22 protein-coding genes and 2 pseudogenes are annotated in these 24001 nt (G+C 64.7%); 13 read left to right on the forward strand and 11 right to left on the reverse strand.

What is annotated here, in order from left to right:
- Positions 1-273: 273 nt before the first annotated feature.
- The gene (locus tag TX88_RS35060; RefSeq protein ID WP_280113234.1) at positions 274-639 is read right to left on the reverse strand and encodes a helix-turn-helix transcriptional regulator; all 366 of its coding nucleotides are present in this window, start codon (positions 637-639) and stop codon (positions 274-276) included.
- A 186-nt stretch (positions 640-825) separates the two neighbouring features.
- On the opposite strand from TX88_RS35060, the gene TX88_RS11380 reads away from it, so the two are divergent.
- The 4 genes and pseudogenes from TX88_RS11380 (at position 826) to TX88_RS35720 (ending at position 3705) form a co-directional block, all read left to right on the forward strand.
- Complete coding sequence (locus TX88_RS11380) at positions 826-1272, forward strand: lipase family protein (RefSeq protein ID WP_244438506.1); 447 nt, start codon at positions 826-828, stop codon at positions 1270-1272.
- Positions 1273-1390: 118 nt separating this feature from the next.
- Positions 1391-1696 (forward strand): annotated as a pseudogene (locus tag TX88_RS11385) (glycerol acyltransferase); the annotation flags it as partial.
- Positions 1696-2103: an SRPBCC family protein gene (locus tag TX88_RS11390; protein WP_110917924.1), complete on the forward strand. Its 408-nt coding sequence runs from the start codon at positions 1696-1698 to the stop codon at positions 2101-2103. The pseudogene TX88_RS11385 and the gene TX88_RS11390, both read left to right, overlap by 1 nt.
- A gap of 453 nt (positions 2104-2556) precedes the next feature.
- A complete protein-coding gene (locus TX88_RS35720; protein ID WP_244438405.1) occupies positions 2557-3705 on the forward strand; it encodes a PucR family transcriptional regulator in 1149 nt (382 codons plus the stop codon).
- Positions 3706-3743: 38 nt separating this feature from the next.
- Here the strand turns inward: TX88_RS35720 and TX88_RS35725 are convergent.
- The 5 genes and pseudogenes from TX88_RS35725 to TX88_RS35570 form a co-directional block, all read right to left on the reverse strand.
- Positions 3744-3905, reverse strand: a pseudogene (locus tag TX88_RS35725) (acyl-ACP thioesterase domain-containing protein); the annotation flags it as partial.
- Between the two features lie 94 nt (positions 3906-3999).
- Positions 4000-5868 carry an acyl-CoA dehydrogenase gene (locus tag TX88_RS11400; protein ID WP_044516850.1) on the reverse strand — a complete coding sequence of 623 codons (1869 nt, stop codon included), beginning with the start codon at positions 5866-5868 and terminating at the stop codon, positions 4000-4002.
- A 316-nt stretch (positions 5869-6184) separates the two neighbouring features.
- Positions 6185-7534: a lipase family protein gene (locus TX88_RS11405; RefSeq protein ID WP_044516851.1), complete on the reverse strand. Its 1350-nt coding sequence runs from the start codon at positions 7532-7534 to the stop codon at positions 6185-6187.
- Between the two features lie 303 nt (positions 7535-7837).
- Positions 7838-8989 (reverse strand): fatty acid desaturase family protein, encoded by a 1152-nt coding sequence (locus tag TX88_RS11410; RefSeq protein WP_084621880.1) that lies wholly within the window; start codon positions 8987-8989, stop codon positions 7838-7840.
- A 10-nt stretch (positions 8990-8999) separates the two neighbouring features.
- The gene (locus TX88_RS35570) at positions 9000-9302 is read right to left on the reverse strand and encodes a 2Fe-2S iron-sulfur cluster-binding protein (RefSeq protein WP_084621881.1); all 303 of its coding nucleotides are present in this window, start codon (positions 9300-9302) and stop codon (positions 9000-9002) included.
- 61 nt (positions 9303-9363) lie between these two features.
- On the opposite strand from TX88_RS35570, the gene TX88_RS11420 reads away from it, so the two are divergent.
- Positions 9364-9834, forward strand: a complete 471-nt coding sequence (locus TX88_RS11420) for a hypothetical protein (RefSeq protein ID WP_084621882.1) — start codon at positions 9364-9366, stop codon at positions 9832-9834.
- A gap of 745 nt (positions 9835-10579) precedes the next feature.
- Here the strand turns inward: TX88_RS11420 and TX88_RS11425 are convergent.
- Complete coding sequence (locus tag TX88_RS11425; protein WP_322786857.1) at positions 10580-11242, reverse strand: TetR/AcrR family transcriptional regulator; 663 nt, start codon at positions 11240-11242, stop codon at positions 10580-10582.
- A 92-nt stretch (positions 11243-11334) separates the two neighbouring features.
- Between TX88_RS11425 and TX88_RS11430 the strand changes: the two genes are divergently transcribed.
- Genes TX88_RS11430 through TX88_RS11440 form a run of 3 tightly spaced genes read left to right on the forward strand, consistent with a single transcriptional unit; the run spans position 11335 to position 14429 of the window.
- Positions 11335-12462 carry an NAD(P)H-dependent amine dehydrogenase family protein gene (locus TX88_RS11430; protein ID WP_049924897.1) on the forward strand — a complete coding sequence of 376 codons (1128 nt, stop codon included), beginning with the start codon at positions 11335-11337 and terminating at the stop codon, positions 12460-12462.
- A 19-nt stretch (positions 12463-12481) separates the two neighbouring features.
- Positions 12482-13345 carry an SDR family NAD(P)-dependent oxidoreductase gene (locus tag TX88_RS11435; protein WP_044516857.1) on the forward strand — a complete coding sequence of 288 codons (864 nt, stop codon included), beginning with the start codon at positions 12482-12484 and terminating at the stop codon, positions 13343-13345.
- A gap of 13 nt (positions 13346-13358) precedes the next feature.
- Positions 13359-14429 carry an NAD(P)H-dependent amine dehydrogenase family protein gene (locus TX88_RS11440; protein ID WP_044516859.1) on the forward strand — a complete coding sequence of 357 codons (1071 nt, stop codon included), beginning with the start codon at positions 13359-13361 and terminating at the stop codon, positions 14427-14429.
- On the opposite strand, the gene TX88_RS11445 is transcribed toward TX88_RS11440, so the two are convergent.
- Together TX88_RS11445 and TX88_RS11450 are read right to left on the reverse strand one after the other, a co-directional pair.
- Positions 14405-14833, reverse strand: coding sequence for a VOC family protein (locus tag TX88_RS11445; protein ID WP_044516860.1), 429 nt, complete (start codon positions 14831-14833; stop codon positions 14405-14407). The two genes, TX88_RS11440 and TX88_RS11445, sit on opposite strands and share 25 nt — an antisense overlap.
- A gap of 53 nt (positions 14834-14886) precedes the next feature.
- On the reverse strand, positions 14887-15414 hold the full coding sequence (locus tag TX88_RS11450; RefSeq protein WP_049924898.1) for a TetR/AcrR family transcriptional regulator: 528 nt from the start codon (positions 15412-15414) through the stop codon (positions 14887-14889).
- A 181-nt stretch (positions 15415-15595) separates the two neighbouring features.
- Here TX88_RS11450 and TX88_RS11455 point away from each other — a divergent pair, with 181 nt between their 5' ends.
- The 4 genes from TX88_RS11455 (at position 15596) to TX88_RS11470 (ending at position 21260) form a co-directional block, all read left to right on the forward strand.
- Entirely contained in the window at positions 15596-16726 is a 1131-nt protein-coding gene (locus TX88_RS11455; RefSeq protein WP_044516863.1) for an NAD(P)H-dependent amine dehydrogenase family protein, read from the forward strand.
- A gap of 155 nt (positions 16727-16881) precedes the next feature.
- Positions 16882-18102 (forward strand): cytochrome P450, encoded by a 1221-nt coding sequence (locus TX88_RS11460; RefSeq protein ID WP_044516865.1) that lies wholly within the window; start codon positions 16882-16884, stop codon positions 18100-18102.
- A 3-nt stretch (positions 18103-18105) separates the two neighbouring features.
- Positions 18106-19260: an NAD(P)H-dependent amine dehydrogenase family protein gene (locus TX88_RS11465; protein WP_162563124.1), complete on the forward strand. Its 1155-nt coding sequence runs from the start codon at positions 18106-18108 to the stop codon at positions 19258-19260.
- Positions 19257-21260: a molybdopterin-containing oxidoreductase family protein gene (locus tag TX88_RS11470; RefSeq protein ID WP_044516869.1), complete on the forward strand. Its 2004-nt coding sequence runs from the start codon at positions 19257-19259 to the stop codon at positions 21258-21260. Before TX88_RS11465 ends, TX88_RS11470 begins: the two co-directional genes overlap by 4 nt.
- A 293-nt stretch (positions 21261-21553) precedes the next feature.
- Here TX88_RS11470 and TX88_RS11475 read toward each other — a convergent pair whose 3' ends face one another.
- Together TX88_RS11475 and TX88_RS11480 are read right to left on the reverse strand one after the other, a co-directional pair.
- On the reverse strand, positions 21554-22816 hold the full coding sequence (locus tag TX88_RS11475; RefSeq protein WP_044516871.1) for an IS256 family transposase: 1263 nt from the start codon (positions 22814-22816) through the stop codon (positions 21554-21556).
- A 122-nt stretch (positions 22817-22938) separates the two neighbouring features.
- Positions 22939-23358 (reverse strand): coiled-coil domain-containing protein, encoded by a 420-nt coding sequence (locus TX88_RS11480; RefSeq protein WP_044516873.1) that lies wholly within the window; start codon positions 23356-23358, stop codon positions 22939-22941.
- Positions 23359-23426: 68 nt separating this feature from the next.
- Here TX88_RS11480 and TX88_RS34230 point away from each other — a divergent pair.
- Positions 23427-24001: hypothetical protein (locus TX88_RS34230; RefSeq protein WP_162563125.1), on the forward strand; the 575-nt coding region annotated here is incomplete at its 3' end.

Below are 24001 nucleotides of genomic sequence, written 5' to 3' on the forward strand. Positions count from 1 at the left end.
CGGGGTCACATGCTGCAATCGTGGTGACTAGTCAGATTGGCTGGGAACCGTCGCCCTCCGAGACAGAAAACGTAACGAGACGACGACGGGGATTCATGGGTTTCCGCACAACTCCTGGTGGCTACCGGAATCCGCTTCGGCTTTGTCATGCCGGTACGGTCGTGAGATGGCCGGGCTGAGATGGCCAGGCCGAAGCTCATATGGCAGGTATCGCTAACAGCTCGGTGGCGTCGTCGTCGGTGTTGGGCACGCGCTTGTTCATCCGGCTAAACGTTAGTCTGAGCCTCGGTTGGATTGCTGCCGAACATATTTGGCGTATGTACGCGGCGGAACGTCGCCTTTCCATCTCTTGAAGGCGGAGGTGAAGCTTGGTGTGTCGGCATAACCCAAACGTCGGCCGATCTCGGCGACGCTGAGTGCGCCGGTGGCGAGGAGTTCGTCGGCGAGACGCTCGCGAACTTCATCGACGAGGCTCCGGTAGGAGGTTCCTTCTTTGGTGAGGTTGCGCCGCAGCGTGCGCGAACTCATGTGAAGTTCTGAAGCGACGGCCTCCAAGTCGGGCAGATTCCCCGGCTGTTGCACCAATCGATCGCGGACCTGTCCCGCGTACCCGGATCGCGCACGACGTTGGGCCAGCATGTGTCGGCATTGCTCTTGGGTGGCCGCTGCCGCGTACGGGTCTGCCTGCGGGAGGGGCAGGTCGAGTATGTCGCGGTTCAACTGGATGAAGTTCGAGTCCGCGTTGAACGCGGGCAGCGGCACGAACGCCCGATACGATTCGAGCGGCGCCGGCGCGGGATGAGCGACGACTACCTCGACATACCGATGGCCGACCTGCTCGCCGAACCAGAAATCGTCACCATCATCGACGGCCTCCGGCTCGGACAGCGGGCGCCAGCCTGTCCACTGCTGGTCGTGGCGCCCGTGCACGACCAGTTCATCGACATCGCCGACGTCGATGGGCAGGTCGATCGCTACCTCGACGCCGGGGCGCACGTGCAATATCTACGCGACCGGCTCAGCGAGCACATCACCCTGATGCCCTTGTCGACGCCGACAGCGCTGGAGTGGCTGACCGACCGCATCGCCAGACGGCCGCTTCCCCCACCGGGCATCAAGACGGTGTGGTCGACAGCAGCGTCGCTAAACGGAATACGCGGACTGCTCAACATGGCTCTCGTTGCCGCGAAGGTCGTCTTGGGCCGACGGCTCACCCCCCGGTCCTGGAGCCCACCACCCGCCGACACACGAGATCGCCGACCCGCGGCCTAATGACGACCTGCTCGGCCTTGAGCCGCGACATCCGTACACCGCGGACATGGTCACGAAAAACAGGGTTTCGGCTGGCGGCTCACCCAGGACGGCGTGTGTGGTATCGGCGGAGTGCACGTTGGCCAGCGTCGGCGGCCAGGAGGCCGCGCTGTTCCTGAACCGGGGTCAGTGGCTGGCCAAACTGCTGCTCGCCGACAAACTGCTGCGGCTCAAGAGCGTTCCGATCTCCCTCGCGCTGCCGTGGGGACTGAACATCGGCGACCTGGCCGGACACATTCCGCTGCCGGCCAAGATCGCGCTCGAAGTACGAGACCCGATCGACGTGGACGGCGACGACCAGGCCGGGCACGACAAGGTGATGGCCAGCTTGCAAGCCGGCGTGGACCGGCTGGCCGCCGAACGTCGTTTCCCGGTGCTCGGCTGATGCGCGTCGAGCGCCGGTGCGTGGTGACCGCCGACCGCGACACCATCTGGAAAGTGATCGGCGACCCCGACTGCTATCCGACGTTCATGGCGAACCTGGCGCGGTGGGAAACGATCACCGACGGCCCGGCCCGGATTGGAGCTCGCTACACCGCGCACTGGAAGATCGGTTCAGTGCCGGTCGGTGGCCTGATCGAAATCGTCGAGTTCGGCGAGCCGCGCGACCTGGCTTTCATCGGCATCACAGGCGTGACTCTGCGTGGACGCTTCCGGCTGCGCGACGACGGGGACGGCCGGACCCAGATGACATTCCGTCTGTCGTATCAGGCGCCGGGCGGTGTGCTGGGCCTGATTGCCGACCGACTCGCGACCCGCCAGGTAGGGCATACGCTCGCTGAAGCGCCTTAAGGCACTGGTCGAGTCGTAGCGCATCAGCCGGGGGACATACCACTTGCCGAGTTTCGGCGCGTGACCGCTTCGCACGAACACCGTGTCGGCGTCGAGCTCGAACGAGTCGCAGTCGCCGAGGTTTCGGCAAAGCTGATAGTGCCGGCTTTCGAGGATGTGCGGCGTTGAAGGTGACACGGTGGACGACGGCGCGGCGCCTGACCTGCGGCGCATTGGTACGGGGGCCCTATACTCAGCGGACAACAATTCAACGGAACGGTCCCTCCGTGAAGTACCATTTACTCTTCCTGGCCAACGGACACGGTCTGTCGGGATCGCATGACGTTGTCGAATGATCCGCAGGCAGCGGCCGGTCAGTCGCTGCGACTGCGGTTGCCGCCCTCGTTGCTGCGTGCCGTTCGGGACGGACTGCCCCTGCTTTCGCAGCACACCATCGCCCGTGTCCTGACCGAGGTGCCCGCCTATGCCGATGCCGTCGGCGCTCAGCGGCGCCTAATCGAGAATGCCGTGGATCAGACCATCACCGTCTTCATCGAACTCGTCGCCGAGGGGAAGGACCCCGACACGTCACCAGCGCAGGATCCCGCTTTGGACGGGGGCTACTCGTTGGGCAGGGCTGAGGCCCGCGCTAGTCGCAGTCCGGAGATGTTGTTGGCGGCCTATCGGGTCGGCGCTCGTACGGTCTGGCGCCAGTGGAGCAGCCTTGCCGTCACTCACGATTTGCCTGGAGATCAGCTCGCCGTGTTCGCGGAGCTGATCTTCGCGTACATGGACCGGTTGTCGGCGGCGGCGGTGTCCGGGCATGCCGACGAACTCGCCAAGACGGGTTTAGCTCGCCAACGCGCGCGGGAACTGTTGACACGCCGCTTGATCAGTTCGGCGAGCGCCGAGGAGTTGCTCGTCAGCGCGGAGCGCGCCGACTGGTCGCCGCCGCGAACGTTGACAGCCGTGGCGGTGCGCAGCGGCAGGGCGGTGGTTACGGCGATGATGATCGATCGTCGCACCCTGGAGGTGCCCGACGACGCGGTGGGGCCCATTGAACGCCCGATGTCGTTGGTGTTGGTCCCCGATGTCGGGGGTTCCGCACGTGAGGAGTTCCTATCGTCGTTCTCCATAGAAGGAAGTGTCGTCGGGCCAGCGCGGCCGTGGATGCAGGCAGGCCAATCGGTGCGTCGGGTGGCACGGGCACTGGTGATGAACTTGGATGCTGGACCGGTCACCGACACCGAACGCCTCCTGACCGAGTTGGTGCTGGGAGCCGACAGCGAGGCGCTAGCAGATCTCCGTTCGCAGACGCTGGCGCCGCTAAGCGAGCTGCGCCCCGTCGTGCGCGACAACCTCATCGTCACCTTGCGATCCTGGCTTCTTCACCATGGACGACGAGATGACATCGCTGCTGAACTGTTCGTCCATCCGGGGACCGTGCGCTATCGTCTCGGCCAGCTGCGTGAACTCTACGGTGGACGTTTGAACGATCCCCGCACGATCCTCGAACTGACGGTAGCGTTGGGCGTCGAGCCAACACAGTCCCGCCAAACACTCTCAGTCTCAGCATCCGATGAGCGGATTGACGGTCCTGGGGGTGGGCAAGCCGATCGGTGATGAGCTGTTCTGCCTCCAGGACAGGCCCTCGCTGCGCACTCCATGGCTTGGTCCTGCCCGATGTCGTGTATGTGTCGTGCGGCGGCGTCCAAGCGCAGTCGGCCGGTCGCGTCGACGTCGGCAACGCGAAGCGGCCACGATCGATCGAAGACGTCGGGGTGTCCTTCGGGCATCGGCGGCAGCGGCTCGACAAGGCTCATCGATTCGCCTGCCCCCCGTCCGGTGGGCGTCGAGCACGCAATGTCGGGAGCAGTACATCGTTGCTCGGTCATCGAACGGGCCGGTGCGGTTGCGTCAAAAAGCCGCTTCGTCGAGTTCCATGATGTCGATATCGAGGTTGTCGAGAACCCCGCGGGTGCTGGTGAGCTGGGGCAGGACGTTCTTCGCGAAGAACGACGCCACCGCGATCTTGCCCTCGTAGAAAGCCTGGTCTGCGCCGCTGGCGCCTTGGCTGGATGTCGCCGGCAGCCCGGCTCCGGCGTCGAGCGCCTTCATCGCCACTGCAGCCTGCTGCAGCAGTAGCCACCCGATGAGCAGGTCGCCGACGCTCATCAGGAAGCGCACCGAGCCCAGGCCGACTTTGTACAGGTTGGTCATGTCTTCTTGGGCGGCCATCAGGTAGCCGGTCAACGCGGTCGCCATCGCTTGGGTGTCGGCCAGCGCGGTGGCCAGCAGGGCGCGCTCGGCCTTGAGCCTGCCGTTGCCAGACTCGTTCTTGATGAACTGCTCGATCTCTCCTGCGACGTAGCCCAGCGCAACACCCTTGTCGCGGACGATCTTCCGGAAGAAGAAGTCCTGCGCCTGGATCGCGGTGGTGCCCTCGTAGAGCGAGTCGATCTTGGCGTCGCGGATGTATTGCTCGATCGGGTAGTCCTGGAGGAAGCCCGAGCCACCGAAGGTCTGCAGGCTCTCGGTCAGCTTGGCGTAGGCCTGCTCGGAGCCGACACCCTTGACGATCGGCAGCAGCAGATCGTTGATCTTCACGGCCAGGTCGGCGTCGATGCCGTGCAACGCCTCGGCGACGCCGTCCTGGCCCTGGTAGGTGCTGGTGTAGAGGTACATCGCACGCAGGCCCTCGGCGTAGGCCTTCTGCGTCATCAGCGAGCGGCGCACGTCCGGGTGGTGAATGATGCTCACGCGCGGCGCGGCCTTGTCGGTCATCTGGGTCAGGTCGGCGCCCTGGATGCGGGTCTTGGCGTACTCGAGTGCGTTGAGGTACCCGGTCGACAGGGTGGCGATGGCCTTGGTGCCGACCATCATTCGGGCCTGCTCGATGACGTCGAACATCTGCGCGATGCCTTCGTGGGTCTCGCCGACCAGCCACCCCTTGGCCGGGACGCCGTGCTGACCGAGGGAGAGCTCGCAGGTGGCCGAGACCTTGAGGCCCATCTTGTGTTCGACGTTGGTGACGAACACGCCGTTGCGCTCACCGGGCTCGCCGGTCTCGAAGTCGAACAGGAATTTGGGCACGAAGAACAGCGATAGACCCTTGGTGCCTGGTGCGGCGCCCTCGGGGCGGGCCAGCACCAGGTGGAAGATGTTCTCGAACAGGTCGTCGGAATCGGCTGAGGTGATGAACCGCTTCACCCCGTCGATGTGCCAGGAGCCGTCCTCCTGCTGGACGGCCTTGGTGCGGGCCGCACCGACGTCGGAGCCCGCGTCGGGCTCGGTGAGCACCATTGATGATCCCCAGTCGCGCTGGGAGGCGATCTTCGCCCACTCCTTCTGCTCGTCGGTGGCTATGTCGGAGAAGATTTGGGCGAACCCGCTGCCGAGGCAGTACATCGTGACGGCGGGGTTGGCGCCCAGCACCTGCTCTTGCAGCGCCCATACCAGCGCGCGCGGCACCGGGATGCCGCCAAGTTCGGCCGACACGCCCACTTTGTGCCAGCCGCCGTCGAGCACCACCCGCGCTGATCTCTTGAAGGCTTCGGGCAACGTCACGCAGTGGGTCGCGGGATCGAACACCGGCGGGTTGCGGTCACCGTCGGCGAACGAATCGGCGATCGGCCCCTCGGCCAACCGCACCATCTCTGCGAGCATCTCGCGTACGGTCTCCACGTCCAACTCGCCGAATCGGCCGACACCGAACACCCGGTCCACGCCCAACACCTCGAACAGGTTGAACTCGATGTCACGGATGTTGCTGCGGAAGTGTCCCATGGTGAAGTCGCTTTCCTGCGTCCCTTGGTTCGACGCGCTCAATCGGGCTGGCAACCGCCACTTGACGTGACGCGATCATGGACGGCTGCTGATCACCGAACCAAATTCCCGGCGGTTGCTCACGTACGCCCCTGTTTGTCCCGTCGTTTGTAAAGTGTGGCGGAAAATTGGAACAAAATCTTGCCCGCAGGGGTCAACGATTCCGGGATGTTTTGTCGCCTGCGGCCAAAAAACGTGGTTGGAGGTGGCTCAACGCGGCACGCTTATTTCAACCGCGCGGAGCGACCCGGAGCCGGTGCTCCAGTTGAGCCAGACGTTAGGCCGCGGGCTGGCGATCTTCTACATCAACGGGGTGCTGCTTCCACGACCGGGGCGTCAACGTTCGACCCATGAGGACTCGGATTGCGACGTGCGCCATGGCGAGGAGTCCGCGCATCCCCGATGGCGACGCTGCTGTCGACCACACCGTCTTGATGCCCGGCGGGGAAAGCGGCCGTCCGTCGATGCGGTCGGTCAGCCAATTCAGCGCTGTCGGCGCCGACAGGGGCATCAGGGTGATGTGTTCGCTGAGGCGGTCGCGCAGGTATTGCACGTGCACCCCGGCGTCGAGGTAGCGGTGTACCTGGCCGTCGACGTCGGCGACGTCGATGAACTGGTCGTGCACTGGGTGTAGCACCAGAAGCGGGCACGTCGGCGCGCGCATGCCCAGCCGCAGGTCGTCGATGACGAGGGCGACTTCCGGTGAGGCCAGGAGGTCGGCGAGCGGGACGTCGATGTAGTCGTCGAGGTCGTCGTACCGGAATCGTTTGATGGCCGCGATCGTGCCCACCGTCGTGATCTCGTCGAGTCGGCGCAACCCGGTGGGGGTGACGTGGATGTCGAGCAGGCGGTCCAGGGCGGGATAGACGTGGCGGATCGCTGCGATGACCATCGTGGGCAATCCGGCCAGCCAGGTGCCGTTGAGTTTGAGCAACGTCTGTCCGGGATCGCCCACGGGGGCGCCGAGGACGGCGCCGACGATGCGAAGTTCGGGCGCGTACGAGGGAGCCATTTCGACGGCCCACGAGCTGGCCATGCCGCCCCCGGAGTAGCCCCACACCGCGACCGGCGCATCCGGATGTAGGAGCAGCGGCTCGAAGGACGTCGCCGCGCGGATGCCGTCGAGCACCCGATAGCCCGGCTCGCGCGGTGCGCCGAAGTGCCCGCCGCGTCCCTCGTGATCGGCGATCGACACCGCCCATCCGCGGCGCAACGCGTTGGCGATGACGAGCAGTTCGAATTGCGGGACACAGCCGGGTGATCGGGCGCCGCGGCGCAGCGCATACGACGGGAAGTGCCGGTCGACGACCGCGTCGATCGCGCACTGGTAGGCCAACACCGGTCGCGGCTCGCGCGGATCGGCGCAGGCGGGCAGCAGAACCGTGGTCACTGCGGCGTCCGGACGCAGGTTCAGATCACTGCTGCGGTATAGCAGCTGCCACGCCGAAACCCTCTGCAGCACAATGCCGAACAACGCGATTTCGATCTCGCGGGCGCGTAGGACCGTGCCCGGCGGCAACGCTTCGAACCCGGCCGGCGGTTCATGAAACGGATCCTCACCGGGAAGCAGCGGCGACGGACCGGTCCGCGTCGATTTCTGCTGTTCGTGGCTGGGATGAACATTCATCCGTTGGGCCTTCCTCATCGTTGCCGGCGTCGCCGCGGGTACGGCTGCGCCGTTGTCGCCGTTCGTATATCCGGTCGACCACGGCGTTCGATCTAGGGTTTTTGGACTGTCTCACGATGCTTACACGGCCGTCTGTCTCGCGAATCGCTTCGTTTCCTCCACAGGGCCGCCGAACTCGATTCGGCCCTAGGCACCGCGCGGGCTGAGGTGCTCAAAGATTTGCCGCGAGGGCGACGGGCCGAGGTCTCATGGCTCGGCCGGGGACTGGGCCAAGCTTCGCCAGGTGCGCGGAACCACTCAGCGTTAGACGGCGATCAACGGGCGCGTGATGGTGTCGTCCTCGACCGGCTGGTAGGGGCCGGGTTTGGCTGCGGGACTGCCGCCGGGGAATGCCAGCCGGAGGATGGTGCGTTGCACCGACCCGATTTGCCGGCCGAACCGACCGCTGTTGTAGGGCAAACCGTAGCGCTGGCAAATGTCTTTGACCTTCGGGGCGATCTGCGCGTACCGGCTTGCCGGCATGTCCGGGAAGATGTGGTGCTCGACCTGGTAGCCGAGATTGCCCGAGAGGACGTGGAAGATCGGCGAGCCCTCGATGTTGGCAGCCCCGAGCAGTTGACGGATGTAGAACCCGCCCCGCGTCTCGTCTGCGACCTCTTCCTCGCTGAAGGTGTAGCACTGATCGGGGAAGTGACCACAGAAGATGATCGCGTAGGACCACCCGTTGCGGATGATGTTTGCGGTGAAGTTCGCTGCGAGGGTCTTCTTGAAACCCTTCGGACCCGACAGCAATGGAAAGGCGATGTAGTCCTTCACGATCTGGCGCCAGGCTTTGCTGCCCATCCCGCGGAGTTGGCGGCGCAATTCCTCTTTGTCTTTGGTGCCTGCCTTGATCGCGTCGCGGTCGAGGTCGTGGGCCGCGACACCCCATTCGAAGAAGGCGGCCAGGAGCAGGTTGTAGAGCGGCTGCAGCAGATAGATCGGGCGCCATTCCTGGTGCGGATCTATCCGCATGACGTTGTAGCCGAGGTCCTTGTCCTTGCCGCGGATGTTCGTATAGGTGTGGTGAACGTAGTTGTGGGAGTGCTTCCACGCCTCCGGGGTGGAGGCGGCGTCCCAGTCCCATGACGCGGAGTTGATCCGCGGGTCCTGCATCCAGTCCCATTGGCCGTGCATCACGTTGTGCCCGATCTCCATGTTCTCCAGAATCTTGGCGATCCCCAGCACCGATGTGCCGAGGATCCACGCCGGCTTGTAGCGGGAGCCGAGCAGGATCGCCCGGGACAACAGTGCGAGTTGGCGGTGCAGCGCGATGATGCTGCGGATGTAGTCGGCGTCGCGGTCACCGAGACTGTTGAAGACCTCCTCGTGAATGGCGTCGAATTCCCTACCGATCGCTTCGATCTCCTCGGCGCTGAGGCGGGCCAGCGGGCTTTCGATCATCGATTCGGACATACCGTGTCTCCTAAAGCTCAATAGTGACGGGGCCGTCGGGGCAGTTCAAACAGGTGCGGATCTCGGTGCCGGCCCCAGTGACGTCACCGGTGCGCAGGTCGCGCACCGATCCGCTGCTGAGCTTGCCGATACAGGTGTGGCAGATGCCCATTCGGCATCCGTAGGGCAGGACCGCGCCGGCGGCTTCGCCAGCGACCAGGATCGGCGTCCTGCCGTCGCACTCGGCAGTGACCCCGCTGCCTGTGAAGGTGACCGTTCCACCGTCGCCGGTGACGCCGCCGATCAGTAGGTGCTCGAAAGACTCGACGTGCATTCGCTCGGCAATCCCGGCGGCGTTGAAGTGAGCCTCGAACGCCTCGAGCAGCGCTGGTGGAGTGCTCCCGCTGCTTCCGGTCCTCGGCGGCTCGGGATTGCCGTTGATTCCGTTCGGTACGAAGGCGATCAACGCGCTGAACCTGACTGTCCCGGCGGCGACCGCGACCACCTACATCGTGGGGGCGCCGCAGCTCACTTTCACCTATTCCGGCACCGGCTCGAGTCGCCACGTCTTCGCCCAGCTGGTCGACGACACCACCGGTCTGGTGCTCGGAAGTCATGTCACTCCGATCCTGGTGACGTTGGACGGGCAGACGCGTACGGTCACCGTTGCGCTGGAGCAGGTGGCGCAGACGCTGCGGCCGGGGGAGACGGTGACCCTGCAGCTGGTCGCCTCGGCGGGCACGTACCAGCAGATCATTCCGACACTGGGTGTGCTGACTGTGTCGAGCATGCAGCTCGGGCTGCCGACCAAAGACGCCGCGGCTGTTTCGCCGTCGTCTGTGGTGCAGCTGACAAGTGCCGCGTAGGAAGATCGAGGGTGGCACCTTGCGCGAGCGTACGAGAGCGCTGGGTGTCCGACGCTGTCCCTGCTCCATGTGCGGGTCAGTTCTAGATCCACCTACAGCGACCGCGATGGCGGTCGGCGGTTCAATAGTTTCGCGTGTCGCGGCGTCGACACGTGGGGCCGTTCGAACTGCTTGGTGGCGTCAGCAGGGCCGACCCAACAACAGCGACTTAGCTAAACGGGCCAGACGGATATCTGTCGCTGAAAACTGCCGGGTGAAAAGGATTGCGCAGCAGTCTCCCCCTGTCGCGACGGTCCCAGCTCCCAGCGACTCGACACCGTGGCGCGCCGTGAACACCATGTCGACTGGTCGTGTGGTGATCTAGACACCATGGCACCGCAACGTCCGGCACCCAGGAGGCCTCCCGGCGGCAGTCAGGAGCGCGCCGAGCGCAGCCGCGCACTGGTGATGCAGGAGACGGTGCTTCACTCGCCCATTCGACAGTTGTCGGCCCATAATGTCCTGATCGGATTCACGGAATTTCCAGAGGTTTTCTGGGAGCCGAGTTGCGCTTGAAATCTACTTGAGTGTGAGCGACGTGCCTCCGGCCGTCCGCACGACCGCCATCACCGGGCGAGCAACACCCGCAGCAACACCCTCCGTTGACACACGCATCAGGTGACGTGCGCGCGTGAAGTTTCCTGGGCATCGAGCAATGGTCAGGTCGCCAAATTGGAAAGGCCCGGCGCCCGTAGAACGCATTCCGTCAACGGTCCTTATCGATGTAACTACTGATGACGTCGGCGAGTATCGCTCTGTCGCTGGCGGTATCGACGGGTCGGGCCATGATCAGCTGGGTCGCGACCAGTCCGCGAAGGTTGCTCAGCAGAAGGTTGCCAAGGGCGACGCTCTGCGTGGCATCGAGGTCCGCGGCGACCGCACTACCCAACGCCGCAAACGTCTTTGCAAGACGATTCAGATGCTTGGCGGCCGCGGTTCCCCGCGTGGCGCGGGTTCCGATCAGAATCTCGATCGCAGCCCGTGACGTAGCGCTTGACATCGCCTCCCATGCCGCATTCACCACCTGATCCAGCCGTTGTCTGGTGTCGGTCTCCGCGGCGGGCGGCGCAAGCGCCCGGAGCGTGGCCAACAGGTCGGCGAAGCCCTGGTCGACGACGGCCATCAGCAGGCCATCGCGATCACCGAAATGGTACTGGATGACACCCCAGGTCATTCCGGCCCGCTCGGCGATGTGTTTGGCGCTAGCAGCAGCAAACCCTTCCTCCAGCACGCATCGCACGGTCTCATCTATGGCCAGGGCACGGGTGCGCTCAGCACGTGCCTGGTTGCCATGCGCGGGTCGGCGTGGAGCAGTTCGGGGAGCCATACCGTTAAGGGGACCACACCGGCCGCGGCCCAGAGAAAACATTGACACCAAAACATTGATAGCTTTATGGTTCTGACACTGGTGGTCGGCGCCGCAGCGTCGGTCGGCTTCGGCGTCGATGCGAAGGAGAAACCGTGGGCGATCCCCTGGCAAACGGCAAGCGGTACAAGGTGATCCTGTGGGCCACCGGCACCATCGGACGGTTCGCCATCCGCACAATCCTTGACCGGCCCAATCTGGAATTGGCCGGAGTGTGGGTGCATTCGGAATCAAAGGACGGCCAGGACGCCGGCACGTTGGCTGGTCTGGACGCGATTGGCATCGCCGCCACCCGCGACGCCGAGGCGCTGTTGGCGTCTGACGCCGATTGTGTGATGTACGTGGGGCCCGGCACGTCGCGGCCCAAAGAGGCCCGCGACGATTTCTGCCGGATCCTGCGGGCGGGCAAGAACCTGGTCACTACGTCGATTCCGGGCTTGGTCTACGAGCGTGGCTCGCTATCGGCCCGCTACACGGGCCCGCTGCGCGAAGCCGCGCTTGCCGGAGGAAGTTCGTTGTTCTCCTCGGGCGTGGAGCCAGGATTCGGCTGTGACCTACTGCCGATCGCGCTGACGACGATGTCACACACCGTGTACTCCATCCGGGGTCTCGAGATCACCAACTATTCGGAGTATCCAGTCGCCTTCGATGTGCGCGACACCTTTGGGTTCGGCATGCCGCTGGATTATCAAGGGGGACTTCGCACTCCGGGCGCGTTGAGGTTCGGGTGGGGCGCAGCGGTGACCATGGTGGCCGACGCCATGGGCGTCACGCTCGACGAGATCCGGGAATCGTGTGAGTTTGCACCGGCGACACGACGCATCGATGCGGCGTCCGGGGTCGTCGAGGAGGGCAAAGTCGGAGCGGTGTGGACGCGCTGCATCGGCGTCGTCGACGGCGTGGAAGCGATCACCATCGAGCACATCGACCGGATGGCCGACGACTTCGCGCCGGACTGGCCCAAAGGTCGTGACGGCGGCACCGACGGCATCTGGCGGGTCATCATCGACGGCGAACCCAGCTTCGACGCCGAGTTCCAGGTCGGGTTTCGGCCCGGCGAAAACACCAGTAACCAAGGGCTGTTAGCGACGGGAATGCGGGCGCTCAACGCGATCCCGTGGGTGTGTGAGGCCGAACCTGGCATCGTCGACGCCCTACACCTTCCACTTACCCCAGCGGTGGGCGGCATGCGACCGCACCGCGACGGCATTCGCGCCTTCTGAGCAGAGAAGAGAGACACCGATGGGTTCACTTGACGGAAAGATTGCGATCGTCACCGGCACCAGCCGCGGCGTCGGGGTCGGCATCGCCCACGAACTGTTGCGAGCGGGCGCCACCGTCGTCGGCTGCTCGCGCAAGCCGCTCGACACCATCCCCGGTACCGACGAACATCCAGATTGGGCGGACCGCTCGGCGCAGCTGGTGTGCGACCAGGGCGACCACCAGGCGATCGATGCCATGGTGCAACAGGTGGCTGACACCTACGGCCGCATCGACATCCTGGTCAACAACGCCGGCGGCACAGTACCCGCGCCACACGCAGAAGACATTCCCGAACTCGTGCAGAAGATCCAGGGCGCGCCGCGCAGCGACGACGACTACGAACGCACTGTGCTGTTCCACGCGTTCGCCATCCAGATGAACCTCACCAGCCCGCTGTGGTTCGCCATCAGGGTCTATCGGCAGATGCGGCGCCAAGACGGCACCGGTTGCATCATCAACATCTCCAGCGGCGCCTCGCACCCGGCCGGCTCGCCGACGTTGGTGTCCTATGGCGCGGCCAAGTCCGGCCTCAACCACCTGACCCGGTCACTGGCCGAGGAATGGGGACCACACGCGCGCGTCAACGCGATCGCTCTTGGGCCACACATCACCGAGAACTTCCGCTCGTTCGTGCTGCCCAACGACGATCCCACCGGCGCCAACTACTTCGCCAGAATCCCGCTGCAGCGAGGAGGCGAGCCTGAGGAGGTCGGGCGCACCTGTGTGTTCCTCGCCGGTGGCGGAGCCGACTTCATCAACGGCACCACCATCGAGATCGACGGCGGCATGATGCCCGGCGTGCTCTACGAAGCCGGTCTGAAGACGATCACCGACCTGCTCTGAAGGGACGATTCTGATGAAACGCAAAGTGATTCAATTCTCCACCGGCAACGTCGGCGAGCATGCACTGCGCGCGCTGATCGGCCGGCCCGATCTCGAACTGGTCGGCGTGCACGCCAACGGAACCGACAAGGTCGGCCGCGACGCCGCCGAACTGTGCGGGCTGACCGCACCGACCGGCATCACCGCGACCGACGATCTCGACGCGCTACTGGCGCTGCACGCGGACTGCGTCGTCTACACCTCACAAGCCGAAACCCGCCCCACCGAGGCCATCGATGAGCTCAGCCGGTTCCTGAACGCTGGCGTCAACGTGGTGGGCACGTCGCTGGTTTGGATGGTCGCCCCCCAGCATGCCGACGCCTGGTTGCGCGAGCCGCTGGAGCAGGCCTGCAAGCAGGGCGGCTCCACGTTGTACGTCAACGGCATCGACCCTGGCTTCTCCGGCGACACGCTGGTGCATGCGGCCCTGAGCCTGTCCACGCGGGCCACCGCGGTGACCGTGCAGGAGATCTGCGACTACGGCAGCTACGACGACGCCGAATTCACCGGCGTCAGTTTCGGATTCGGCACGACACCGGACCACACGCCGATCTTGTTCGCGCCCGGCGTCTTGACGTCGCTGTGGGGCGGACAGGTGCGCACCCTCGCCGACAACCTCGGCATCAAACTCGACGAGGTGCGCGAGCGCCACGAAAAGTGGGTCACCGAGCGACGCATCGAATGCACGATGATGACGGTCGAACCCGGCCAGGTCGCCGCGGTGCGGTTCGGCGTCGAGGGCGTAGCCAATGGCGACGTCGTGATCACCATGGAACACGTCAACCGGCTCACCGATGCCGCCGCGCCGGACTGGGCCTTCCCGCCCGACGGGCGGCCTGGCGTGCACCGCGTCGTCGTGGACGGCGATCCCGGGGTCGAGATCAACACCCACGTCGGGATAGGCATCGACCACAACCAGGGGGGCGTCACCGGCACAGCAGCGCGTGCGGTCAACGCCATCAGTGCGGTCTGCGCGGCTCCGGCAGGCATCCTCGCCGCACACGATTTACGGCCAACCGATCACCTACGCGGCACCATGTGGTGACGCCAGTTGCAGGGTAAGTCGGTGGCCAGCAACGTCATTGGCAGGCCCAGTACCGTCATCTCCGATTCGTCGAGTGCGAAGCCGTCACCGTCTCGATGCTGGCGGAACCCGGTGACCGCCCCATACCGGGCGGCCACCTGCTCAGCGGCAGCCATGTCGGCGACCCGGATCGCGACCGAGTAGACGCCGTCGCCGCGGGAGGCGAGAAACTCGGCCACCGCGCTGCTGCGTCCCGCCTCGGTGTCCAGCGGGCTGATCAGCTCCACCCCTCCGGTCCAATCCACCCTCACCTGCAAACCGACGTCTCCCAATTCGACGGCGGTGAAGGTGAATCCGACTTCGGAAAAGAACGCAGTGGCCGCCTCGAACCGCTCGCGGTCAACGGCATAGATCACGTGATGCATTCTCGGCGATGCGGTCACATCGGCCTTTCCGACGGTGCAAAGGTGGACATCTTTCAGACCCCGACGATGCTCTGGATAGCCTGGCCGTAAACCGCGACGACCGCGGCGGGATCGTCATCGCGCAACGCTTCATCGGACATGCTCAGCGACTGCAGCAGCCCACCGACCTGGGCGGCCATCAACCTTGCACGCAGCACCGGATCCGGCCCGGGCAGCCGCTCCCTCAGCAGCTCGATGAACGACGAGTCCACGATCTCGTAGAGCCGCGCCCGCACCGCCGGGCTGTCGGACGCCCGCACCAACGTGGTATGCACCCGCAGCATCTTTCCCGACGCGCGACTGAGCACGAAATCCACCAGCCGGGTACCGAGCGTATCCAACGGGCCGGCCAACACGTCGTCCCAAAACCCTCGCACCGGGAGCGTTTCGAGGAATAACTCCTCCTTCGATCCAAAGTGGCGGATCACCAACGCCGGGTCGACGCCGACGTCCGCGGCGATCGCGCGCACCGAGGTCGAGGCGTAACCGTCGCGCCAGAACCGTCGGGCCGCGCAGCGCTTGATCGCTTCGGCGGTCGTCATGGACCGACCGCGTCGAGGCGCCGACTTTGTGGCTGCCTGCGCCATCGTGGTCCTCCTTGGGACTCGAAGTGAATGCCCATCCTGCCCTCGGCTCCCCATCTGGTCAACACTGTTGACGGGTACGGGGTCAACGGTGTTGACTTGGTGGAGTCACCAGCATCGAGGCAGGAGTTGTTGCACCATGACCAACCCGTTGGACAACATCGATAGGACCTACAAAGTCGTAGTATGGGCGACCGGCCGGGTCGGTAAGCTGGCCATTCGCTCGGTTGCCGGCCGCCCGAATCTGGAACTCGTTGGAGTGTGGGTCCATTCGGAATCCAAGGACGGTCAGGACGCCGGCACGCTCGCCGGGATCGACCCCCTCGGCGTCGCCGCGACTCGTGATAAAGACGCGATTCTGTCCGGTGACGCCGACTGCATCATCTACACCGGGCCGGCGACCAACCGTCCACGTGAGGCGTTCGAGGATTTCTGCAGGATCCTACGGGCGGGTAAGAATATCGTGACGACGTCGGTGCCGGGGATGGTCTACCCGCGTGGCTCGTTGAAGCCCTCGACGCTGCAGCGGATCGTCGATGCCGCTCACGAAGGCGGTAGCTCCATTTACTCCACGGGCATCGAGCCTGGCTTCGGATGTGATCTTTTCGCGGTGGCGCTGTCGTCGATGTCGAACCGGGTGTATTCGGTTCGCGGCTTGGAGATCACCGACTACTCCCGCGACAGCACGATCTACGAGATGCGCGAGCTGTTCGGCTTCGGTCAACCGCTGGACTATCAGGGCGGCGTGATGATCCCAGGCGTCATCAAATTCGGTTGGGGTGCGGCGGTGACGATGGTCGCCGACGCGTTCGGGGTGCAGCTCGACGAAATCCGTGAGGACTGCAAGTTCGCGCCTGCGCCGCGCCGACTCGAGACGCTCTCCGGGGTCATCGAGGAAGGCACCGTGGGCGCCGTCTGGTTCCGCTGCATCGGCGTGGTGGACGGCCATGAAGCCATCACCATCGAGCATGTCGACCGGATGGCCGACGATATCGCCCCGGACTGGCCGAAGAGCCGCGCCGGCGGAATTGACGGAGTGTGGCGCGTCATCATCGAGGGCGAGCCGAGCTTCGATGCCGAATTCGAGGTCGGATTCCACGACGACGAGGACTCCACAGATCACGGCTTACTCGCGACTGGCATGCGGGCCATCAACGCCATCCCGTGGGTATGCGCTGCCGAACCCGGCCTTGTCGATGCATTGCGCATCCCGCTGACCCCTGCGATCGGGTCGCTGCGTCCGAAAGAAGAAGGCATCCGGGCAATCTGACTGCATCGCATGTCTTCAGCACACGTCGATCCATTCCCGAAAGCCAGTTGCTTCGGCGATCGACAGGAGGCCGGCTGCACCAAGCCCGCGGTGCAGTCGGCCTCGCTCGTGGAAGTACCTAGCAGGTCAATTCACCACTCGAACAGGGATCGACAATGACAATTGACACCGGACCGCGGACACGGCCAGATGTCGACCTGACCGACGGCACGTTCTACGCAGACAGCAGCACTCGCGATGCGTACCGGTGGATGCGGACCAACGAGCCCGTCTTTCGCGACCGCAACGGGCTGGCCGCGGCGGCGACCTATCAAGCAGTCCTCGACGCCGAGCGCAACCCCGAGTTGTTCTCGTCCACCGGCGGCATCCGGCCCGACCAGCCCGGGATGCCGTACATGATCGACATGGACGATCCCGCCCATCTGTTGCGGCGCAAGTTGGTCAACGCCGGCTTCACCCGCAAACGGGTGATGGGCAAGGTGCCCTCGATTGAGCGGCTGTGCGACACGCTGATCGACGCCGTGTGCGAACGCGGGGAATGCGACTTCGTCCGCGACATCGCCGCACCACTGCCGATGGCGGTCATCGGCGACATGCTGGGCGTGCTGCCCAACGAGCGCGCGAAGCTGCTGCAATGGTCTGACGAGCTGGTGTGCGGGCTGAGCTCCCACCTCGACGAACAGACCGTCCAGAATCTGATGGACACCCACGCCGCCTACACCGCGTTCACGATGGACGCCATCGCCAAGCGCCGCGCCGAGCCCACCGACGACCTGTTCTCCGTGCTCGTCAACGCAGAGGTCGAGGGCGAGCGAATGAGTGACGACGAGATCGTCATGGAGACGTTGCTGCTCCTGATCGGCGGCGACGAGACGACCCGACACACCCTCTCAGGCGGCACTGAACAGCTGCTACGCCGCCGCGACCAGTGGGAACGCCTGGTCGCCGACCCAGAGCTGGCGCCCGGTGCTATCGAGGAGATGTTGCGCTGGACGTCGCCGGTGAAGAACATGTGCCGCACGCTCACCGCCGACACCACGTTCCACGGGACCGAGATGCGCGAGGGCGAGAAGATCATGCTGATGTTCGAGTCGGCTAACTTCGACGAGACGGTGTTCGGCGACCCGGACAACTTCCGGATCGACCGTAATCCGAACAGCCACATCGCCTTCGGCTTCGGTACGCACTTTTGTCTGGGTAACCAACTCGCGCGACTCGAACTCAAACTCATGCTCACCCGGATATGGAAGCGGCTTCCGGGCTTGCGGCTGGCCGACGAATCGGCGCTGCCGCTGCGCGCGGCGAACTTCGTCAGTGGCTTGGAATCGATGCCGGTCGTATTCACACCCAGTGAACCCGTCGGCGCAGGTGAGTGATTCGTGGTCACCAAGCATGGGGCGCGAGATCGGTCCAATCCGATGACATTCGAGGTTGAGCGGCACGTGCTCCGCGTCGCGCAGTGGACGACGGGCAACGTAGCTGCGGAGGTTGTGCGCGCCCTGACGAGCCGACCGGATATCGCCGTGGTCGGCGTATACACCCGTTCGCCGGAAAAGGCCGGGGTAGGCCTGGGCACGCTGTGCGGCCTGGGCAGGGAGCTTGGCATCCGAGCTACCATCGATGCGGATGCCTTACTCGAATCGCGGCCTGACTGCGTTGTGTATACGCCCTTGTACTTCAACCTTGCTGAGGTGCAACGCATACTACGAGCCGGTGTCAATGTCGTCACCAGCGCGGAATTCATGACAGGTGTCAATCTGTCCAGCGATGACCGTGCAGCGCTCAATTCTGCTGCACTCGCCGGTGGTTCGAGCATTTTTGGCAGCGGAATGAATCCGGGATTCGTGCAGCTTGCCGCAGCGATCGCCAGCGGTGTCTCGACGAACGTGCGCAGAGCATCAGTATTCGAGTCGGTTGACGTCTCAGAGTTCATCGGAGATGCCAACTTCGCGAGGGTCGGCTGGGGTCGGCGCAGGGACGACCCGGGCCATGTGGAGGACGTACGCGCCGGGACGGCCGTGTTCGCCGAAGCGGTCGACGTGTTGGCTCGCATGCTACGCGTTGAGCTCGACGAGATTTCCTGTTCGGTTGAGTTCGCGCACGCGACACAGGAGGCCGTCGCCGACGGCGTCCTGATTCGCGACGGCCATGTCGGGGGTATCGAGGTCAGATGGAGCGGACACCAGGCTGGCCAGGAGGTGGTTTGTGTCCAGCAGCGATGGGCCGCCACCCCGCTGCTGGAGCCAGCGTGGCACATCGAACACGGCTACCTCGTCGATATTTCCGGTGACCCGAACGTGCGCATGAAGATCGACCTGCTGCCCACCGATGCAGATCTCGCCGATTGGTCACCGCAACGCATGCGCAACATTGGCTTACGGATCACCGCCGCACCATTGGTGAACGCCATTCCGGCGGTGTGCGCGGCGCCGCCCGGCATCGTCACCTACGCTGAACTTCCCGCGATTGCAGCGCTTCTCGTACCCGAGTCCGAAGCAGGTCACAGACGGCGCACCGACGAGGTGATCGCATGATCCGAAAGTCCTTCTGCCGAATCTGCACATCCGCATGTGGAGTGCTCGTCGAGGTCGACGACGAAGAGCGTGTGCTCAGCGTCCGCGGCGACGCCGATAACCTACTCTCGCACGGCTACACCTGCTCCAAGGGCCGGGCCATGGGACACGGCCACCACCGCGAGGACCGGCTGCTGTATCCGAAGATGCGCAACGGCGATGCAATGGAGCGGGTTTCGTGGGATGAAGCGCTTGACGACGTCGCTGCCAAGCTGCGCGCGATCATCGACAAGTCCGGACCGGACGCCGTCGGCATCTTCCTCGGCGGCGGCGGGTACCTCGACAGTGCCGCCTACGCGACCGCGCAGATGATGCGCAAGGCACTTCGCACTCGCTCCTACTACAGCGACATGACGATCGACACCGTATCCAAGATTCTCGTGGGCGAGATGATCGGCGGCTTTGCCGCCTTGCCGCGTCCGGACTTCGGCCGCTGCCGGATGACGATCTACGTCGGCACCAATCCCCTTGTCTCACACGGACACACCGCGATGCTGAGCAGCCCGGCCGTGCGGATGCGGGAGTTCACCACTGAGGGGCAGGTGTGGGTGCTCGACCCGCGCCGCTCGGAGACCGCGGTCAAGGCGACGCGACACCTGCAGACCAGGCCGGGGACCGACTACGCGGTGCTGGCCTACCTGGTGCGCGAGCTGCTGCGCGACGGCGCCGATCGCGAATACCTCGACCGGCACGCGCAGGACGTCGAGGCGCTGGCAGAGGCCGTCGAGGGCTTTACGTGCGCCCGGGCGGCGGCGATCAGCGGCATCGCGACCGAGGTCCTGGAAGAGTTCTCGGCCGCAGTACGGCGCGCCGGCAGGGTCAGCGTCGAGTCGGGCACCGGCGTGTCAATGTCGCCTGCGGCCAACGTGACCGCGTGGATGACCTGGGCGCTGATGATCGTCACCGGGTCGCTCGACCGCGAGGGCGGCGCCTGGTCGAATCCCGGCATGCTCACCCAGCTCGACAACCGCCGCATCCCGACTGCGCCGGAGGAGGGGTTCCGCGGGCCCGGGCCCGCGAGCCGTCCCGACCTGCGCTCGGTCGCAGGCGAATACCCCTGCGCGGCAATGCCGGACGAGATCGAGAGTGGCAACCTGCGCGCGCTGATCAACCTCAGCGGCAACCTGATCACCTGCATGCCGGGAACCGAGCGGATCACCGCCGCGCTGCGACAACTCGAGGTCCTGCTCACGGTCGAGATCGCCGACAACGCGACGACGGCGCTGTCCACTCACGTGTTGCCCGCCAAGGATCAGCTGGAACGTCCCGACGTGTCGCTGGGTACAGACTTTTCGTTCCCCGAGCTCGGTGCGCAGTTCACCCCCGCGGTGGTAGCGCCGCGAGGTGACGTCCGGTCCTACTGGTGGATCCTGACCCAAATCGGAAAGCGGATGAGTCTGGACTTCTTCCCCGGAGTGAACCCAGACACCGTCACCGACGACGACGTGGTGGCTCTACTCGCGCTGGGCGCGCGGACGCCCATCGACACCAGCGGCGAAGCGAACTACACCGTGGCGGCGGACCGGGCATTCGGCTGGCTGCAGTCACGGGCCGACGAGTTCGGGGGCTGGCGGCTGGCGCCAGGCCCGCTTGTAGCTCAGCTTGCCGAGCTGGCCCCCGGACCCGACCTCGTGCTCATCTCGCGACGGCAGAAGAACCAACTCAATTCCCGCAAATCGGCCGACCATGGCACCACCGGTATATACGTCAATCCCGACGACGCCGCCAAACGCGGTCTGAACGATGGGGACATCGCGGTCGTCCGAAGCAGGCACGGTGAACTCACGGGCTCCGTGACGATCGATCCCACGCTTGTATCCGGCGCCCTTTCGGTGCCGCACGGCTTTGAGGGCAGCTGCAACGTCAACCAGCTGACCAGCGCCGACGACATCGACCCGATCACCGGGATGCCCATCTTCTCCAACCTGCCCGTGGAGCTCGCTAGAGCGGGCAACCCCTAGAGGTAGCGAGCGGCCTCATACCGCCGAGTCGGCGAGACGATTCGGGGCGAACTTCACCCACGGTCGACCGGGCTGAACCTGGCCGACCTCCTGGAGGCTCCCGCTCACAAGATCACGTCCCCGGCTCTCTCCAACCAAGACGCCGGTCGATGAAACCGGCTGTGACGGCGCTCAACTAAGACAGTGCAGCTGAGCATCAATCCGTCAATCAGAGTTGACAGCGCGATACACTGGCCGCTCGTTGTAAGTCAAAGGGGCTGTCAGATTAACGGTGGATCCGACCTTGGCATCTGTTAGTTGCCGGTCGGGGTGATCCGGCCTTCGAAGGTGATCGCGAACGCATTGAGCGCTGGCTTCCACCTCATTGCCCATCGTGCCTTACCGCGGCCGGTGGGGTCTAGGGAGCGGGTCACGAGGTAGAGACACTTCATCGCGGCCTGCTCGGTCGGGAAGTGCCCGCGGGCGCGAATCGCTCTGCGGTAACGGGCATTGAGGGATTCGACGGCGTTGGTCGAGCAGATGACGCGTCGGATCTCGACGTCGTAGTCCAGGAACGGCACGAACTCGCTCCAGGCGTTCTCCCACAATCGGATGATCGCCGGGTACCGGGCACCCCACGTCGCGGTGAACTCGGTGAAGCGTTCCTTGGCCGCGGCCTCCGACGCCGCGGTGTAGACCGGGCGGAAGTCCTTGGCGATCTGGTCCCAGTACTTCCGCGACGCGTATCGAAACGTGTTGCGCAGCAGATGAATAACACATGTCTGGACGATGGCACGGTCCCACACCGTGGTGATCGCTTCGGGCAGCCCCTTCAGGCCGTCGCACACCACGATGCACACGTCACCTGTGCCGCGGTTCTTGATCTCGGTGAGCACCGCCAGCCAGAACTTGGCGCCCTCACCACCGTCGCCGGCCCACAAACCGAGGATGTCGCGTTCCCCGCCGCAGGTGACTCCGATGGCCACGTAGACCGGCCGGTTGGTGACCTGGCCGTCGCGGACCTTGACGTTGATGGCGTCGATGAACACCACCGGATACACCGCCTCCAACGGACGGTTGCACCACTCGGCCATCTCCTCGATCACCTTGTCGGTGATCCGGCTGATGGTGTCCTTGGACACCGTGGCGCCGTAGACGTCGGCGAAGTGCGCCGACACTTCCCCGGTGGTCAATCCCTTGGCCGTCAAGGACAAGACGATCTCATCGATACCGGTCAGGCGACGTTGGCGTTTCTTGACGATCTGCGGCTCGAACGAGGAATTCACATCCCGCGGCACGTCGATGTCGACCGGGCCGATCTCGGTGAACACCGTCTTGGATCGCATCCCGTTACGGGAGTTGCCGCTGCCCCGCCCGGTGGGATCATGCCGGTCATAACCCAGATGTTCGGTCATCTCGGCATCCAACGCGGTCTCCAGCACGTTCTTCGTCAACTGGTTGAGCAGCCCGTTCGGGCCGACCAGCTCGACGCCTTGCTCCTTGGCCTGCGCCAACAATTGTTCGGCAAGCTGCCGTTGATCCAGTTCAGTCGCCACGGGATCGAGTGTTTCTGACATTGGTGATCCTTCCCGCCAAGCTCACGCTCGGCGTGTCACACCAAGATCAGATCCACCGTTTCTCTGACAGTCCCAAGTCAAACGACCAGCCAAGATCAGACAGAATCCGTGGGACGGTCTGTTCAGGTGAACCCGTTGCGTCCCGCGAGTTTCCGTGGCATCGAAACAACGACGTTGGCTCCGGAGGTTTCGTGCGTGAGTTCGGTGATCACCGCTGACAGCGTCCTTATCTTGCTTTGCAGGTGAGCATTCTCGTTGGTCAGTTCCTGGTTGTGCTCACGGGCCTGTGCAAGTTGTCGTTGCAGCGCTTCGACATTCGGGGGAACGGGTCCGCACCCGACCGTCGCCTTGAACTCGTTGAGCAGATCGCCGTGATGTTCATAGAGTCTCTGCCGCGATACTCCCGATTCGGCTGCCAAGGCCACCACGGTACGCGCGCCGTTGCTCTGCTCGGCTTTGTCGTCTCGGAGGCGGCTCATCGCGGCCAGCACCAGCTGGCGTTCTCCATCGTTGCGTGCGGCAGCATCACCCATGAGGGTCATTCGTCGTCCTCGTCCTGCTGGGGGTTTGTCGTCGGTCGGCTGGATTCGTGCTCTGCGAGGGCCTTTCGGTGCTCGATCAGGCGAACCTGAACTCGCTGCCGCAGCGGTTCGGGAAGTTCGAGAGTCGCCAGATCGCGTTGGAGTGCTTCGACATGCTGACGAAGGTTGGCGGCGTCGCGGTCGGTGCGGGCGGCGTTGACGCAGCCAAGTCGGCACCGACTCCAGAACGGTTCAACAGAGCTGTTGTCGGTAGGTTCCAGGCAGGCTGCGGTGGCGCGCCGGAACACGCACGTCACGACCGCGCCGTGGTGGATCTGCACGTCGGGGTTCGACAGTGCATTGTTGATCTGACTCTTGGTGGTCACTGTCAAACCCGCGAACGTGCTTGCCCGAGCAACGCGGGCCCGGTACTCATCGGCAGCCGGACCGGAGACGTGCTCGCCGCGCTCGAGTCGATGGTTGTCGTCGTGGATGATCTCGGCACGGTGGAGGAATTGTTCGAAGGTGATGTCGTCGAGGAATCCTGCATCAGCTCCGCCGGCATAACCTTGGATCATTTGTGTGTGCAGGTGGCCGTATTGCGTTGCGCCGGCGATGGTTCCGCCGGGCCGCCGGACGATGTGCCATGCCAGTGTGCGTCGCA

This window comes from Mycolicibacterium septicum DSM 44393, from assembly GCF_000455325.1.
GTDB lineage: Bacteria > Actinomycetota > Actinomycetes > Mycobacteriales > Mycobacteriaceae > Mycobacterium > Mycobacterium septicum.